14 protein-coding genes are annotated in these 17,882 nt (G+C 37.6%); 12 read left to right on the forward strand and 2 right to left on the reverse strand.

Annotated features, from left to right (window positions below; translation table 11 throughout):
• Window positions 1-213: 213 nt before the first annotated feature.
• Entirely contained in the window at window positions 214-1,245 is a 1,032-nt protein-coding gene (locus R2Q16_RS19210) for a GntR family transcriptional regulator (RefSeq protein ID WP_316739534.1), read from the reverse strand.
• Window positions 1,246-1,374: 129 nt separating this feature from the next.
• Here R2Q16_RS19210 and rhaT point away from each other — a divergent pair, with 129 nt between their 5' ends.
• The 11 genes from rhaT to trpA all read left to right on the forward strand — a co-directional run bounded on the left by rhaT (window position 1,375) and on the right by trpA (window position 14,747).
• Entirely contained in the window at window positions 1,375-2,469 is a 1,095-nt protein-coding gene (gene rhaT, locus R2Q16_RS19215; protein WP_316739535.1) for an L-rhamnose/proton symporter RhaT, read from the forward strand.
• Between the two features lie 23 nt (window positions 2,470-2,492).
• Entirely contained in the window at window positions 2,493-4,613 is a 2,121-nt protein-coding gene (locus R2Q16_RS19220; protein ID WP_316739538.1) for a bifunctional aldolase/short-chain dehydrogenase, read from the forward strand.
• 258 nt (window positions 4,614-4,871) lie between these two features.
• The gene (locus R2Q16_RS19225; RefSeq protein ID WP_316739540.1) at window positions 4,872-6,155 is read left to right on the forward strand and encodes a sugar isomerase; all 1,284 of its coding nucleotides are present in this window, start codon (window positions 4,872-4,874) and stop codon (window positions 6,153-6,155) included.
• A gap of 14 nt (window positions 6,156-6,169) precedes the next feature.
• Window positions 6,170-7,555 carry an FGGY-family carbohydrate kinase gene (locus R2Q16_RS19230; RefSeq protein ID WP_316739541.1) on the forward strand — a complete coding sequence of 462 codons (1,386 nt, stop codon included), beginning with the start codon at window positions 6,170-6,172 and terminating at the stop codon, window positions 7,553-7,555.
• A 13-nt stretch (window positions 7,556-7,568) separates the two neighbouring features.
• Complete coding sequence (locus R2Q16_RS19235; RefSeq protein WP_316739543.1) at window positions 7,569-8,714, forward strand: alpha-hydroxy acid oxidase; 1,146 nt, start codon at window positions 7,569-7,571, stop codon at window positions 8,712-8,714.
• A gap of 138 nt (window positions 8,715-8,852) precedes the next feature.
• On the forward strand, window positions 8,853-9,695 hold the full coding sequence (locus tag R2Q16_RS19240; protein WP_316739545.1) for an alpha/beta hydrolase: 843 nt from the start codon (window positions 8,853-8,855) through the stop codon (window positions 9,693-9,695).
• Window positions 9,696-9,827: 132 nt separating this feature from the next.
• On the forward strand, window positions 9,828-10,607 hold the full coding sequence (locus tag R2Q16_RS19245; RefSeq protein WP_316739547.1) for an SDR family NAD(P)-dependent oxidoreductase: 780 nt from the start codon (window positions 9,828-9,830) through the stop codon (window positions 10,605-10,607).
• A gap of 293 nt (window positions 10,608-10,900) precedes the next feature.
• Window positions 10,901-11,887, forward strand: a complete 987-nt coding sequence (gene trpD / locus R2Q16_RS19250; RefSeq protein WP_316739567.1) for an anthranilate phosphoribosyltransferase — start codon at window positions 10,901-10,903, stop codon at window positions 11,885-11,887.
• Window positions 11,887-12,522, forward strand: a complete 636-nt coding sequence (locus tag R2Q16_RS19255) for a phosphoribosylanthranilate isomerase (protein ID WP_316739549.1) — start codon at window positions 11,887-11,889, stop codon at window positions 12,520-12,522. Before trpD ends, R2Q16_RS19255 begins: the two co-directional genes overlap by 1 nt.
• A gap of 178 nt (window positions 12,523-12,700) precedes the next feature.
• Window positions 12,701-13,882: a tryptophan synthase subunit beta gene (gene trpB, locus R2Q16_RS19260; protein ID WP_316739550.1), complete on the forward strand. Its 1,182-nt coding sequence runs from the start codon at window positions 12,701-12,703 to the stop codon at window positions 13,880-13,882.
• 94 nt (window positions 13,883-13,976) lie between these two features.
• A complete protein-coding gene (gene trpA / locus R2Q16_RS19265) occupies window positions 13,977-14,747 on the forward strand; it encodes a tryptophan synthase subunit alpha (protein ID WP_316739551.1) in 771 nt (256 codons plus the stop codon).
• Window positions 14,748-15,315: 568 nt separating this feature from the next.
• Here trpA and R2Q16_RS19270 read toward each other — a convergent pair.
• Window positions 15,316-15,750 (reverse strand): GNAT family N-acetyltransferase, encoded by a 435-nt coding sequence (locus R2Q16_RS19270; protein ID WP_316739553.1) that lies wholly within the window; start codon window positions 15,748-15,750, stop codon window positions 15,316-15,318.
• Window positions 15,751-17,208: 1,458 nt separating this feature from the next.
• Here R2Q16_RS19270 and R2Q16_RS19275 point away from each other — a divergent pair.
• Window positions 17,209-17,814, forward strand: a complete 606-nt coding sequence (locus tag R2Q16_RS19275) for a TetR/AcrR family transcriptional regulator (RefSeq protein ID WP_316739555.1) — start codon at window positions 17,209-17,211, stop codon at window positions 17,812-17,814.
• Window positions 17,815-17,882: the final 68 nt, after the last annotated feature.

Genomic DNA, 17,882 nt, shown 5'->3' on the forward strand with positions numbered 1-17,882 from the left:
TCTCCCGCAGATTTAAAAGGATAAGGGACGCTGATTTTCGCTGATAAGAAAAAATCATTTTAAATCTGCGAAAAACATCAGCGTAAATCAGCGGGAAAACATAAAGCGATTTTCTCCAGCAGATTAAAAAAGATAAAAAACGCTAATTTTCGTAGATAAGAAAAAAATCATTTTAAATCAGCGAAAACAATCAGCGTAAATCTGCGGGAAAACTTAAAGCGATTTCCTCAAATTCAAATAGAATGGTACCTGAACTTTCTCAACTATATTATTTAATATACAATTTGCAGTTTCAGTACCCAACATTGCAAAATCAGTAGATATGGTTGTAATGCCGTTTAATATTATTCTTTTAAGCGGCGTTTCGTTGTAGGAAATTACGCCAACATCAGTACCAACAGTTAAATTCTGAACAATTATTTTTTCAATTAGGTAAACCAAATCATCTTCCATTAAACTGATGTAAACTTCGCCTGTATTAATTTCCTCATCAGCAATTTTATCTACCACTTTATGGTTAAAAGCATATTGCTGACAAAAACGGTAAAAGCCGTCTAAAATCTCCTTCGGAAAATAACTTCCCTTTGGAAAAATAATTTTTAAGGTATTGTATTTGGAAAGTGGGGTAAGTGCTTGTTCCAGAGCATTGTAAATATCGAGTGCAAAGTTTTCATAAACGGCAGCGTAATCTCCAGAAATACCTGGTAAAAGTTTATCCAGAATCACCAGTTTTTCTCTCGGGATTGCATTAATAATATCCTGTGCTTTTTCATCACCTTCCGTAAAATGGGGTATAATTACATAATGCGTGTATTCATCTTTCTTGTTATTTAATAAACTTTTAAAGAGTGTAAAATCATTGTTATACACATATAAGTCAATAGCTGCACTTTCGCCGATTGCCTTACTAAACGAATCGTATATGATTTTTTTATGCGTACTGAGCTTATTAAACAGCAGGCAAATTTTAAGTTTTCTGGAGAAATCCGTATTGATCACAAAATAACCTTTACCGGGGATGGATTCGATTACACCTAATCTACGCAGTCTTCTGTAGCCTTTTTCCGCTGTATCTCTCGATATTTCTAAAGCAAAACTCAATTCATTTATCGATGGGAGGAGATTACCTTTTTCAATTTTTCTGATTTCTATTGCATATAAAATCGCATTAACCAGCTGCTTATATTTTGGCGTTGCAGAGTATTCATCAATAACAATGTGACTTAGTAAATCTTCGGATTTCACGGTTTCGGGCTTAGATTTTTCAAATATAACAAACACATTTATTATTTATCGGCCCTTGGCATGACAGTACATAACAGTTAAGTTTGAATCAATCGATACTTTCGAAAACCAAATATAAAACCAGTAATAATGCAAGCAATCTTAGGCGTAATATTTCATTTTATCGGGGGCTTTGCCTCAGGCAGCTTTTACATTCCTTATAAAAAAGTTAAAGGTTGGGCCTGGGAGAGTTATTGGATAGTTGGAGGCATCTTTTCTTGGTTAATTGTTCCGCCATTGGCTGCATTTTTAACCATCCCGAATTTTGCAGATATTATTGCCAGCACAAGCGGAAGCATCTTATTATTAACTTATTTCTTCGGCATACTTTGGGGTATTGGCGGTTTAACTTACGGTTTAGGCGTTCGGTATTTAGGCGTTTCTCTTGGTAGCAGCATCATTCTTGGAATAAGCATGGTGCTTGGTTCTATTCTTCCATCAATTTATTTTGACTTTTTCCCACAGAGCGGAAAGGATACATTTACTATGTTTCTCCAAACCGATTGGGGCCGCATGGTTTTGCTTGGACTTATTGTTTGCGTTTTAGGCATTATCATTTGTGGTAAAGCTGGAACGATGAAGGAAAAGGAACTGAAAAAAGATATTACCGACCCGCATGGCTTAGAGGTTAAAACCGAATTCAAATTTGGCTTGGGCTTATTTGTTGGGATAGTTTCAGGGGTTTTGAGTGCCTGTTTTAACTTTGGTATTGAGGCGGGAAAACCAATGGCCGATGCGGCGAACGAAATTTGGAAAGCTGCAAATCCAACAGAAGCAGGAAATTTTCTTTTCCAAAATAATGTTACTTATGTAGTTGTGCTTTGGGGCGGTTTAACCACAAATTTTATTTGGTGTATGATTTTAAATGCCCGCAATAAAACCTTCGGCGATTATACAAAAGCCAGCACACCATTACTAAAAAACTATATTTTCTCTGCATTGGCAGGTACAACCTGGTTTTTGCAATTCTTTTTTTACGGTATGGGCGAAAGTAAAATGGGTAATGGCGCAAGTTCTTGGATTTTGCACATGGCCTTTATTATCTTAATAGCAAACGTTTGGGGCTTAATATTAAAAGAATGGAAAGGCGTTTCAAGAAAAACCATGATGACCATTCTTGCAGGTATTTTAACCATCATTATATCCGTTCTTATCGTTGGTTACGGAAATTCAATTAAAGCATAAATTTAAAATAAATATATACTACAATGTCAGTAGATACGAAAAATTATAAATACGTTAGTTACTTATGGAACGAAGAAGAAGCCGCTAAATTGGCTGGCGATGAAGTTGCATTGCTTATTTATCGTTCGAATTTGTTAGGCGCAGATTTACGCTTAACCAATTATGGAGGTGGAAATACTTCCTGTAAATTATTGGAAAAAGACCCATTAACAGGTTCAGAAACTGAAGTAATGTGGGTTAAAGGTTCGGGGGGCGATTTAGGGACGTTGAAAAAAAGTGGTTTAGCGGCACTTTATGTAGATAGATTAAGAAGCTTAAAAAATATTTACCGCGGTGTAGAACATGAAGATGAAATGGTCGAATTGTTTAACCACTGCATTTTCGATTTAAGCTCGAAGGCACCATCTATTGATACACCTTTGCACGGTTTTTTACCATTTGCACACATCGACCATTTACATCCTGACGCGGCAATTGCAATTGCAGCTGCAAAAGATGGCAAGAAAATAACCGAAGAATTATTTGGCGGAACAATTGGTTGGGTAGAATGGAAAAAACCAGGATTCGAATTGGGTTTAACCTTAAAGAAATGTTTGGATGAAAATCCAGGTATTCGTGGTATTATGTTGGGTTCTCATGGTTTATTTACCTGGGGAAACACAGCTTACGAAAGTTATGTTAATACTTTAGATGTTATCGAAATCTGCTCTGCTTATTTGGAAGAAAACTATGGCAAAACAGCACCAGTTTTCGGCGGACAAAAAATAGCAAGTGCAGAAGCCGATATTCGTAAAAAACAAGCAGCAGCTTTAGCGCCTGTTTTGCGAGGTTTGTGTTCTTCAAAACAACACATGATTGGTCATTTCACCGATGATAGTCGCGTTTTAGAATTTATAAACTCTAATGATTTGGCTCGCCTTGCACCAATGGGAACAAGTTGTCCAGACCATTTCCTAAGAACTAAAATCAGTCCTTTAGTTTTAACTTTAGCTGCTGATGCGGATTTATCGGATACTAGAGCTTTAAAAGAAACTTTAGAGCCGGCATTTGAGGCTTACCGAAAAATGTACACCGATTATTATGAAAACTGTAAGCATTCAAATAGTCCGGCCATTCGCGATACCAACCCGGTTGTAATTTTATACCCTGGAATCGGTATGTTTACTTTCTCAAAGGATAAACAAACGGCAAGAGTTGCCGCCGAATTTTACATCAATGCTATCAATGTAATGAAAGGTGCAGAAGCGGTTTCTGAATACACCTCATTACCACATCAGGAAGCTTTTAATATCGAATATTGGTTGCTTGAAGAAGCTAAACTTCAGCGCATGCCTAAACCAAAACCCTTAACCGGAAAAATTGCCTTGATTACAGGTAGTGCAGGTGGTATTGGTAAAGCTATTGCAAAGAAATTTGTATCCGAAGGTGGTGTCGTTATTCTTAATGATATGAATGCCGAACGCTTAGAAGCCGCAGGTGAGGAGTTTAAAGCGCAATTTGGCAAGGATTCTTATGCAACAGCATTATTAAATGTAACCAGTCAGGAAGACATTAATGCTGCCTTCGATGCTGCAGCTCTGGCTTTCGGCGGTGTAGATATTATCGTTAACAATGCAGGCTTATCAATCTCTAAAACCATTGGCGACCATACCGAAAAGGATTGGGACTTGCTTTATGATGTCTTAGTTAAAGGTCAGTTCTTTATTACTCAGGCGGCAACAAGCACCATGCAAAAACAAGCCATTGGTGGCGATATTATTAACATCGTTAGTAAAAATGCTTTGGTAAGCGGACCAAATAATGCTGGGTATGGAAGTGCTAAGGCAGCTCAACTTCACTTAAGCCGATTAAATGCTGCCGAATTAGGCACAGATAATATCCGTGTAAATGTTGTAAATCCTGATGCAGTGATTAGCGACAGTAACATTTGGGCAGGCGGTTGGGCCGAAGGTAGAGCAAAAGCTTACGGTATCACTGTGGCTGAATTACCTGCGTATTATGCAAAACGTACCTTATTAAACCAAATTATCTTACCAGATGATATTGCAAATGCATGTTTTGCTTTTGTAGGCGGCTTGTTGCATAAATCAACCGGAAACGTTTTAAATGTTGATGGCGGTGTTGCAATGGCGTTTGTGAGATAAGATTTTTTGCTTGATAAGCAAGACCAAAACATAATTATGTTGTCAGTCTGAGCTTGTCGAAGACTTTTATACACTGGCCTGTGTCTTCACAGACCATGAAAAAGTTTAAAATTTAGTTTTAGTAAGTTGTTTCAAGTGCCCGTAGCTCATTGCGGGCCGAAATAACTTTTAAAATGACTAATTTTCACCCTGTGTGAAATAAAATAATAAATTACCTAACCTCAGTTTGTTTACAAGCTGTTTTAACCGAATGTACTGATGAATATTGAGCAGAACCATATAGAAAAACACAACGATGCACTTTTAACATCACATCAGCGTAAGCTAAATTTTATAAAAGAAGAATGTAGTCACGTTGATTTAGAAAGTGTAATCCAAAAACTGGTCGATTTCCAAATTGCCATTCCGAGTTGGGCTTTAGGTACTGGCGGAACACGTTTTGGCCGGTTTGCAATTACGGGTGGCGAGCCTCGTACTATCGAAGAAAAGATTGAAGATGTGGGTTTATTACATGCCTTGAACGGTGCTAGTGGTGCAATTTCACTACACATTCCTTGGGATATTCCTCAAAATGCAGAAGCATTGAAAAGCCTTGCAAGTAGCTATGGCTTAACTTTCGATGCGATGAACTCAAATACTTTTCAAGACCAGCCCGGAAGTGCACATAGCTATAAATTTGGTTCACTTCAAAATGTAAATAAAGCCGTTCGTAAACAAGCGATTGAACATAACATCGAAGTAATTAAGCAAGGTGTAGCTTTGGGTTCTAATGCATTAACTGTTTGGTTGGCAGATGGTTCTTGTTTTCCTGGTCAGTTAAATTTCCGTAAGGCTTTTGAGAATACTTTAGAGAGTTTACAAGAAATTTATTCGGCTTTGCCTGAAGACTGGAAAATGTTTGTAGAGTACAAAGCTTTCGAACCGAATTTCTATTCAACAACCGTTGGAGATTGGGGACAATCGCTGCTTTACGCCAGTAAATTGGGTAAAAAGGCTTATACGCTGGTTGATTTAGGTCACCATTTGCCAAATGCAAACATTGAGCAAATTGTTGCATTGCTTTTAATGGAAGGCAAATTGGGTGGTTTCCACTTCAACGATTCTAAATATGGCGATGATGATTTAACTGCGGGAAGTATCAAACCTTATCAATTATTCTTGATTTTTAATGAATTGGTTGAAGGCATGGATGCAAAAGGCATGAACCACGCAAAAGATTTAGGTTGGATGATTGATGCTTCTCACAATGTGAAAGACCCGCTGGAAGATTTATTGCAATCGGTAGAAGCCATTATGATAGCTTATGCACAGGCATTATTGGTGGATAGAAAAGCTTTAAACGCTGCGCAAGATAATAATGATGTGGCTGCTGCGCAGGAGATTTTACAAAACACTTTCCGTAGCGATTTAAGGGCATTAGTTGCCGAAGCAAGATTGAGAGCCAATGCCGCATTATCGCCAATCGGTTTATATCGCGACCTTAAAGTAAGAGAAAACTTAGTTAAATACCGTGGTTTAGAAACCGTAGCAACAGGATTATAAGAGGAGAACATAAAATGCCAAAAACCGTTGCAGCCATATTTGATGTAGGTAAAACGAATAAGAAATTGTTTCTAATCGATGAAAATTACAACATTGTTTACGAGCGTTCGGCTCGTTTTGTAGAAACGAAAGATGAAGATGGCGAGGTTTGTGAAAACCTCGAAAGTCTACGTTCATCCGTTTTCGATTCGTTAAATCAGGTCATGCAATTAAAGGAATACGATATTAAGGCGATTAACTTTTCATCTTACGGCGCAAGTTTTGTTTATCTTGATGAAAACGGAACACCTTTAACACCACTTTACAATTATTTAAAGGAATATCCTGAAGCTCTAAAAAAGGAATTTTATGCAAAATATGGTGGTGAAGCTAAAATCTCATCAGAAACGGCTTCGCCAATTTTAGGGAGCTTAAATTCTGGAATGCAATTGTATCGCCTGAAAAAAGAAAAACCCGAAGTATTTGCAAAAATAAAGTATGCCCTACATTTACCACAATATTTAAGTTATCTAATTTCTAATAAAGCAGTGGCTGATATCACCAGTATTGGCTGCCACACACAACTGTGGGATTTTAGTAAAAACCAATACCATCATTGGGTTGCTGAAGAAGGCTTAGAAGAAAAATTCGGAACCTTTACGCCTGCAGATTCAGTAATCGACTCGAAATTTGAAAATCATGATTTTCAGGTTGGGGTCGGTTTGCACGATAGTTCGGCGGCTTTAATCCCTTACTTGGCTAACTTCTCGGTACCCTTTGTTTTACTTTCAACCGGAACCTGGTGTATTAGTTTAAACCCATTTAATCAGGAAGTATTAACTGAAGAGGAATTGAAACAGGATTGCCTTTGTTATATGCATTTCAAAGGCAAAGCCGTTAAGGCTTCTAGAATTTTTGCAGGTTATGAGCACGAAGTGCAATTAAAAAGAATTGCCGAACATTTCGATAGGGCAGCTTATCTGTTTAAGCATTTGCAATTTAATCCGGGGATGATTTTAAAACTGGCCAATAAGGTACCTGAAAATCAATTGCCACAAAATGGTTTTTCAGAAAAATCTGCATTCTCAGAACGCGATTTAAATCTATTTCAAACCGCTGAAGAAGCTTATCATCAATTAATTTTTGATTTGGTAAAACAGCAACTTTATTCTTTAAAACTCGTGCTAAATTCGGGCGTGAAAAGAATTTTTGTTGATGGCGGTTTCGGAAAAAATGCGATATATATGCACCTTTTGGCAACATCAATACCAGATATTGAAGTTTATGCATCTTCTGTTTCGCAGGCAACAGCAATTGGAACAGCATTGGCGATTCACGATTCTTGGAATCCAAATCCGCCACCAAGCGATATCATTCAATTAAAATATTATTCTGCAATACAACGCAGCATGCAATTCTAAAATACAAATAAAAATGAGCTGGAAATATAATGCAGATTATCCATCTATTGAAGATTTAAGAAATAAGGCAAAATCTAAAATACCAAGATTCGCTTTTGAATACCTTGATGGTGGCTGTAACGAAGATGTAAATCTTTTTCGCAATACCGATGACATCAGGGCTTTAGAACTTTTGCCTTTTTACATCCGCGATTTCAAAGAAGCATCCTTAAAAACAAACCTTTTCGGACATACATACGATGCGCCATTTGGAATTGCACCGGTGGGTTTGCAAGGTTTAATCTGGCCAAATGCACCTGAAATATTGGCTAAGGCCGCTTTTGAGCATAACGTTCCTTTTATTTTGAGTACGGTAAGTACCTCATCAATAGAAAGAATTATGCAAATTACCGAAGGAAATGCCTGGTATCAGCTTTATCATCCGGCAGAAGAATTAATTAAGGATGATATTATCAATAGGGCAGAAGCTTCTGGCTGTAAGGTTTTGGTTATCCTTTGTGACGTGCCGAGTTTCGGTTTTCGTCCGAGAGATATCCGTAATGGTTTGGCAATGCCGCCGAAAATGTCGGTGAGGAATATGTTGCAAATTATGGGCAGACCAGAATGGGCTTTAAGAACCTTATTTCACGGGCAACCCGCTTTCGAAACCATGAAACCTTATATGCCAAAGGGCTTGAATATGAAACAGCTTGGTTTGTATATGAACAAGACTTTTTCGGGCAGATTAAATGCCGACAGAATTTCATCAATAAGAGATAAATGGAAAGGTAAATTGGTTTTAAAAGGTGTGGCAACCGAAGAAGATGCACAATTGGCGGTTCAATTAGGTCTTGATGGAATTATTGTTTCCAATCATGGCGGCAGGCAGCTAGATGCAGGACAATCTTCGATAAAACCATTGGTTCAAATTGCGCCAAAGTATAAAGATAAACTGACGGTAATGATGGATAGCGGTGTGCGCTCAGGTCCGGATATTGCCAGAAGTATCGCGGCAGGTGCAGACTTCACCTTTCTAGGTAGAAGTTTTATGTATGGTGTTGGCGCTTTAGGTAGCGAAGGCGGAAACCATACGATTGGTATGTTAAAAACGCAGCTAAAACAAGTTATGGATCAGGTCGGCTGTGAGCGTGTTGAAGATTTATCGCAACATTTATCATAGTTTTTAAGGTTTATAAATATCTAATTAGATGCCCGTTTGTAAAAAAGCGGGCATCTTTTTTTTGCCAGATTAGTATGGGTTAAATCTACTTCGCTAACTATTTCGTTAATTTACTGTTGAAAAGGAATAAATCCCAATATGTTCAAGAAACTAGTATTTATAATGCTCTTATTTCAAACCATAATATCATCCGCTCAGGTAAAAACAGCGAAAAACATCAGCTATACCAATAATTCAGAAGAAAATAATACACTTAATATCTTCTACAAAAACGACGATGTAAAAGATAAACCTGTTCTGGTATTTATTCATGGTGGTTCCTGGAGCAGCGGAAAGAAAGAAACGTATTGGTGGTTGGGGAGAAATTTTGCCCGCAAAGGTGTGGTAACTGTCATTATCAATTATCCTTTGGCACCTTTAGCTCAATATGGTAAAATGGCTGAAGACTGTGCTTTGGCTTTAAAATGGGTTAAGGAAAACATAACAAATTATCAGGCAAGTGCCAATAAAATTTTTGTTATGGGGCATTCTGCCGGTGCGCATTTGGGCGAATTAATTAATGCCGACCCAAAATATTTTCAAAAAGCTGGCATTGCAAACCCAATAAAAGGTATGATTTTGAATGATCCATTTGGTTTAGATATTCACGAATACCTTACTTCGGCAGAGAAGGACCATTATTACTACGATTTTTTGAGAACTTTTACCGATAAACCCGCCGTTTGGACAGCAGCATCGCCATTAAATTACGTGGATAACATCAAAAACCCGCATTTATTGCTTTATGGAGCTAAAACATATGGTGCAATTAAAATACAAACGCCTAGGTTATACGAGAAATTAAAAGCTAATAATGTTACTGTTGAGATAAAAGAAATTAAAGGTAAAAGCCATGTGCCGATGATTAGCCAAATGATATTTGGAGGCAATGATTTATACAAAGAAATAGTTGCATTTATTTTGAAATACTCAACTTCCTAATCGCTATAAAACCTCAATAATACAGCATTATTGAATCATTTTATCTCAAAAATAGCAGTAAAGTCGCAATTTTAATTAATGCAGAACGATTCCTTTTTCGAGGTGTTAGTATTTCAAAAATATTAACATAATATGAAAAAGTTAGATCAGAAAATTGCGGTAGTTACCGGAGCAAGTCGTGGTATAGGCCAGGGCATTGCATTAAGTTTAGCTAAAGAAGGTGCAAATATTGCACTTGCCGATGTATCACTCGATGCTTTGGAAGAAACCAAAAAGTTAGTAGCTGCCGAAGGTGTAAAAGTTGAGGCTTATGAAATCGACGTTACGAATGAAGAAAAAGTAACTCAGGTTTTTAAGCAGGTTGCTCAGGATTTTGGAACAATTGACATTACAGTAAACAATGCGGGAGTGATTGGCATTCATAAAACTGTAGAAATGACTGGTTCAGATTGGGATAAAATTCTGGATGTAAATGCCAGAGGAGTCTTTTTATGTGCTAAAGCAGCGTTAGAAATTATGTTGCCTAAAAAAGATGGTAAAATTATTAACGTAGCTTCAATTGCCGGTAAAAAAGGTATGGAATTGCTTTCTGCATACTGTGCATCGAAATTTGCCGTAGTTGGTTTTACAAATGCTTTAGCGCTTGAAGTTGCAAAAGAGGGGATAACTGTAAATGCACTTTGCCCGGGTATTGTTGGTACGGGTATGTGGCGTGGCGAAAACGGATTAGCAAAAGCTTATGCCAACGAAGGAGAATCTGAAGAAGATTCATGGGAACGCCAGCAAAAAACACTTCTACCACAAGGTGAAGCGCAAACACCTGAAGATATGGGGCAACTTGCCGTTTTCCTGGCAACAGCGCCGCACGTTACCGGACAAGCAATTTCTGTTGATGGCGGATTCGGAATGTAATTTAATTATCTAACTGTGTTTCGTTTATGGAATAAAACGTCATTCTATTAAAAAAGACAGATTTTTTATAAAGATTTTGGAATTATAAAAATTATATCAATATTTGTCTGTATAAACATGACAGTTAAAAACTTAAATAACAATTGGTGGTGGCATAACGAAATTCGTTAGGCAAACTCTATTGTTATATATTTTAAAATATTTTATAAACGATGAAAAGGATTGCCCAAAAAGCAATCCTTTTTTTTATGGGCTATCGTCATGGCAAAATGGCGAAAGAGAGAAGCATCAACATGAAAAGAATATTAAATCATTTATTTGAAAATAAAAGTTTTAGCAGGGAAGAGGCTAAAAATATCTTGATTTCGATTACGCAGGGCGAATTTAATTCCTCGCAGATTGCTGCCTTTATAACAGCTTACGCCATGCGAAATATTACTGTTGATGAATTGCAGGGTTTTCGCGATGCGATGTTGGATTTAGGTATCAAAACCGACTTTGCAGGTTACGAATTAATCGACCTTTGTGGTACTGGAGGCGATGGTAAGGATACCTTCAATATTTCTACGCTTTCCTCTTTTGTGGTTGCTGGTGCAGGACATAAAGTTGCAAAACACGGTAACTACGGTGTTTCCTCAGGCTGTGGTTCGTCAAATGTGATGGAATATTTAGGCTACAGTTTCACCAACAACCAGGATACTTTAAAACAGAATTTAGATACTGCTGGCATATGCTTTTTACATGCGCCATTGTTTAATCCGGCAATGAAAATTGTGGCTCCAATCCGTAAAGATTTAGGCATCAAAACTTTCTTCAATATGTTGGGTCCGATGGTTAATCCTTCGCAACCCAAATACCAAATGGTGGGTGTTTTTAGTCTGGAGCTGGCTCGTTTATATAATTATTTATATCAGGACACGACAAAAAATTACACCATTGTTCATGCGCTTGAAGGTTATGATGAAATCTCCTTAACCTGTGACGTTAAAACCTTCAATAATAAGGGCGAAAGTATTTTAACCCTTAACGACATGGGTTTTGAAAGGGTTTCAGTAAACGAAATTAAAGGGGGCGATACGGTAGAATCATCAGCAAAAATATTTATGGACGTTTTAAATGGCGAAGCAACTGACGTTCAAAATAATGTAGTATTGTGCAACTCTGCATTAGCCATTAAAACCATCAAACCAACAGCCACATTTGCCGATTGCTTTTACGAAGCAGAAGAATCTTTATTAAGCAAAAAGGCCTTAGAAAGCTTTAAAAAACTGGTAAACTAATGAATCCTTTAAAACTCAAAGTTTGCGGAATGAAATTCGCTGCGAATATTGCTGCCATTGCCGAACTGCAACCAGATTATTTGGGCTTTATTTTCTACGATAAATCGCCACGTTTTATAACTGATGTTTCAGCAGAATTGATAAAATACATTCCGGCAGAAATTAAGACGGTTGGTGTTTTCGTTGATGAAGATTTAGATGTTGTTAAACAAAAAGTAAAGTTACACCAACTTAAAGCTGTTCAGTTGCACGGCAATGAAACGCCAAACTATTGTCAACAATTAAAGGATAGTTTCAACGATTTAGAGGTTATTAAGGCTTTTGGAATGGATGAAGCATTTGATTTTTCAAATTTAGAAGCCTATGTAAGCGTTGTAGATTATTTCTTGTTTGATACGAAAACGAAAGCTCATGGTGGTTCGGGTAAAACTTTTGATTGGCAAATTTTAAAACAATACAGTTTAGATAAACCTTACTTTTTAAGTGGAGGGATAGATTTGGAACATGCTGCTTCAATAAAGGAGATTAAAGATTTGAGGTTATATGCCTTGGATATTAATAGTAGGTTTGAGACTGAACCGGGTGTTAAAGATGTAGGAAAGATTGAGGCTTTTGTTGAGAAGCTCGAAAATTAGTTTCTGCGTTATACTATCCCCTTTGGAAAGAGTAGAGCTTAGGTATTTGTCCTAGCCAGACAGGCTTTTTTCTTTTGACAGCTAAGGCTTAGCTAGGTGGAATAAATAGTAGCAAAGAAATAAAAGATTGAGAATTTATTGCCGTCGGTTTCAACCGACGGATTTGATGAAAAAATATATGAAATACAAAGTAAACGAAAAAGGATACTACGGAGATTTTGGTGGCGCATACATCCCAGAGATGCTGTACCCGAACGTAGAGGAATTGCGTCAAAGCTATTTGAAGATTATTGATGATGCCGATTTTCAAAAGGAATTTCATCAGTTATTAAAAGATTATGTTGGTCGCCCTTCGCCATTGTATTTGGCAAACAGATTATCCGAACGATATGGTGCAAACATTTTCCTTAAAAGAGAAGATTTGAACCATACTGGTGCACATAAAATTAACAATACCATCGGGCAGATTTTACTGGCAGAAAAGCTAGGTAAGAAAAGAATTATTGCGGAGACAGGTGCAGGGCAGCATGGTGTAGCAACAGCTACAGTTTGTGCCTTACGTAACCTGGAATGCGTAATCTATATGGGCGAGGTAGACATCGAACGCCAGGCACCAAATGTTGCCCGCATGAAAATGCTTGGCGCAAAGGTTGTTCCGGCAAGTTCTGGCAGTAAAACCTTAAAAGATGCAACGAATGAAGCGATGCGTGATTGGATTAATAATCCTGTAGATACGCATTATATTATCGGTTCTGTCGTTGGTCCACATCCTTATCCGGATATGGTGGCGATTTTTCAATCCATTATTTCAGAAGAAACTAAAAAACAGTTAATAGAACAAACTGGTAGCGACCAACCTGATTACGTTTTGGCTTGTGTAGGCGGCGGCAGTAATGCAATGGGAATGTTTTATCATTTTATGGATGATGAAAATGTAAAACTGATTGCGGTGGAAGCCGCAGGCAAAGGCGTATCAAGCGGTTTTTCGGCTGCTACAACTTACCTTGGAAAAGAAGGCGTTTTGCACGGAAGCAGAAGTATATTAATGCAAACGGAAGATGGACAAGTGGTTGAACCACATTCAGTTTCTGCAGGTTTGGATTATCCTGGTATCGGTCCGCAACACGCACATTTATTTAAAACCGGTCGTGGGCAATATGTTTCAATCACCGATGAGGAAAGCTTGGATGCAGGATTATTATTAACCAAACTCGAAGGCATTATCCCGGCGATTGAAAGTGCACACGCCTTGGCTCATCTTGAGAAAATGGAATTTAAAGGTGGTGAAAATGTAGTGGTTTGCCTTTCAGGTAGAGGTGATAAGGATTTAGATACTTACATTAAATATTTTAATTTATAGAGATACGTCGCCATTGCGAGGCACGAAGCAATCTCATCTGAGATGCTTTTAATTAAATTGCTTCGTGCATCGCAATGACGGAAAGATTAAGGTTATGAACAGAATCAAACAACTCTTCGAAACGAAGAAAAATATATTATCAATTTATTACACAGCGGGTTATCCAAATATCGGCGATACTATTCAAATTGCTGAAGCTTTAGAGAAATCGGGTGCAGATATGCTGGAAATTGGGTTTCCTTATTCAGACCCAGTTGCAGATGGTCCGGTGATACAAGCCAGTAGCAAAAAATCTTTAGACCAGGGCATGAATTTAAAATTGCTTTTTGAGCAATTGAAAGACTTGCGTAAAAACGTAACCATTCCAGTTTTGTTGATGGGTTATGTAAATCCGGTTTTGCAGTTTGGTGTAGAGAACTTTTGTAAAGCCTGTGCCGAAGTCGGCGTAGATGGCTGCATCGTTCCGGATTTGCCAATGGTAGAATACGAAGAGTTTTACCAGACTTGTTTTGAGGAACATAATTTGAGTAATGTGTTTTTGATTACGCCGCAAACAGCCGAAGAGCGCATCCACAAAATTGATAGCCTAACCAACGGATTTATTTATTTGCTCTCTTCATCGGCAACTACGGGTAAAAATCTCGAAGTAGGCAATACGACCGAAACTTATTTCAGTCGCATTAAAGCAATGAATCTGAAAAACCCAACCATGATTGGTTTCGGGATAAGTGATAAGCAAACTTTCGACAAGGCTTGTTCCTATGCAAATGGTGCAATTATCGGAACGGCTTTCGTTAAAGCGATTGAAGATGGGAATATTGAAGACAGCGTAAGTGGTTTTATGAAGAAGTTTAAGGGTTATTAACCGCAAAGCACACAAAGTTTTTCGCAAAGAGTGCTAAGTTTTACTATTTTTTTAGATGAAGTCGTCATTTCGACCGTAGTGGAGAAATCTTTTATATATGGGTGTAAGTTTAAAGATTTAGCTTCGCTGAGCACTTCGTGGTTCTCAATTGCGCTGCGCTCCATTCGAAATGACGATAGCTCTATACTAGTTGAAGCGATTAGTTAAGGGTTATTAACCGCAAAGCAGACAAGGTTTTCGCAAAGATCGCTAAGTTTGAATTCGTTTTCCGTCATTGCGAGGCATAGCTTGCTCCGATTTCGGAGAAGCAATCTAGGAACAAGGATTGCTTTGTGCTTTAAATATTAAAATATTTTGAAGCGCAAAACCTTTGGCTTTTAGGTTGCAACAGTCCCGCCACCGCTTCAAGTCCTCATTCCGCTGCGCTACATTGTGGGCTTTCCGCTTTGTCGGGGCTATTTAACTTAATGCTGTGCAAAGTACTCAAAAGAAAAAGCGGTCGTCATTGCGAGGTACGAAGCAATCTCTATGTGAAAGATTGCTTCGTGCCTCGCAATGACGAATAATGTTATCTTACCCAATCTTCATAACTCATTTCAAACTTCACCTCACCCTTATTAACCATCCCAACATTTCTCCATCCTTGCTGAGTATAAAACTGTTCAGCTCTTGTGTTTGGTGCCGTGCCCAACCAAACCGTTTCTTTCGTTTGACTGAAATACCAATCCAACATCAAACGGTGTAATTCTTTTCCAATGCCGTTGCCTTCAAACTCTGGTCTTAAAAACAATGCCCAAATGTTGTTGTCTTGTAAATCAACGATAGAAAAACCTACAACTTGATTGTCAATTTCGCAAACCCAACCTTTGCCTTTTTTAGTTATAAATTCTTCACAATCTGCATCTGTAACCAATGCCGGATTAGATAAGGTATTTTCTTTAACTGTATGCCTCACAATTTGTATTTGTGGGATGTCGGTAGTTTTGGCTTCGCGATAAATCATATACGAATATAAAGTTTTTCAATAAGTCGCCATTTCGACCGTAGTGGAGAACCACGATTGCTCAGCGAAGCTAAATCCTTTAAATAAGGTTATAGCAAGGTTTAAAGATTTCTCAGTTACGCTGCGCTTCATTCGAAATGACGACCTTGCTAAATTTTAAGGAATAGCCTCTCCTCATTATTTTATGGAGGTTTGGAATGGTTAGTTAGAGGTGAAGTTTTTCAATAAGTCGTCATTTCGACCGAAGCGGAGAAATCTTTTAAATTAGGTTAGTAAAGTTCAAAGATTTCTCAGTTACGCTACGCTCCATTCGAAATGACGACCTTGCTAAATTTTATAGAATAGCCTAGCCTCATTATTTTATGGAGGTTTGGAATGGTTAGTTAGAGATGAAGTTTTTCAATAAGCCGTCATTTCGACGGAAGTGGAGAAATCCTTTAAATAAGGTTATAGCAAGGTTTAAAGATTTCTCAATTGCGCTGCGCTCCATTCGAAATGACGGCCTTGCTAGATTTATGTAACAGCTTCTCCTCATTATTTTTACAGAGGTTTGGAATAGTTAGTTAGAGACGAAGCTTTTCAATAAGCCGTCATTTCGACCGAAGCGGAGAAATCTTTTAAATTAGGTTAGTAAAGTTCAAAGATTTCTCAGTTACGCTGCGCTCCATTCGAAATGACGGCCTTGCTAAATTTTATGGAATAGCCTATCCTCATTATTTTACGGAGGTTTGGAATAGTTAGTTAGAGACGAAGTTTTTCAATAAGTCGTCATTTCGACCGAAGTGGAGAAATCTTTTAAATTAGGTTATCAAGGTTCAAAGATTTCTCAGTTACGCTACGCTCCATTCGAAATGACGGCCTTGCTACATTTTATGGAACAGCTTCTCCTCATTATTTTTACGGAGGTTTGGAATGGTTAGTTAGAGATGAAGTTTCTCAATAAGTCGTCATTTCGACCGAAGTGGAGAACCACGATTGCTCAGCGAAGCTAAATCTTTTAATAGGGTTCTCCTTATTTTCAAGGGAAAGGTATTTGTTATTGCAATTCCCTATTTTCCTAAACCCGACCGATATGAAAATACTTTTTTATTGCAGAAACCCTCAATATACTGTCATTCTGAGGCACGAAGAATCTGTTTCATATGTTGGGTACAATTCAATTTGCACCGTAGGAGTTAAAAAAGATTGCCTGCCTGCGGCGGCAGGTAATAAAGGGCGGGACTTCCGTTTAATAAAAGCTACAATCATTGCTTTCCAAAATCTTAATTAGTGTCCACTTGTCAGGTTTGTAATTTATGTGCATAAAAATAGCATAATTAAAAGAGTGCTTTCAAGCGACTTTAAACTTCATTTTAACTTGAGTAAAATCTATTTGACAATAAAATGATTGTTGATTTTAAAAATGGTTATACATTTGTTTAACAGTGTTAGATTATTTATCACTAGATATTCCACATCATGGGAAGTAAAGAAAGAATTCTACGTTTAAAAGAAGAAACCAGAACCAGCATTCTGGATGCTGCCTTGAACATTGTTCAAACAGAAGGTTGGCAGGCTTTGAGTATGCGTAAAATTGCCGACCAGATTGAATACACTGCTCCGATTATTTACGAATACTTTTCGAACAAAGAAGGCATTTTGCTAGAGCTTACCCGTAGAGGTTACCTGATTTTAGCGAAAGATATTCGTGAGGCTCGCGATAAACATGAAACCGCTGAAGATAAAATGGAAGCCATGTGGGTTGCCTATTGGAACTTCGCTTTTTCGAATAAGGAGTTTTATCAGTTGATGTACGGTGTAGATATGGTTTGTTGCAATGTAAAAAGCTCAATGCCCGAAGCAGAAAATGTAGGCGCAATGTTAGGCGATGTTATCGAATCATTATTTATAAAAAAACCGGTTTCGGAAGATGATATCTGTATGAAATATTATACCTATTGGTCGATTATTCACGGCTTGATTTCGATTAATCTGGTAAGACCCAATGGCAGAACCACGGACGAACTGAACCAGCAAATTTTAAAGGATGCCATCAAAGGCATCACGTTATCTATTAACAGTTAATTTTTTTTACCAAATAATTTAACGCTGTTAGATTATTTAAACACTATAAATCCAACATAATTATTAAT

Origin of the sequence: Pedobacter aquatilis, assembly GCF_032678425.1 — a bacterium.
Lineage (GTDB): Bacteria > Bacteroidota > Bacteroidia > Sphingobacteriales > Sphingobacteriaceae > Pedobacter > Pedobacter aquatilis_B.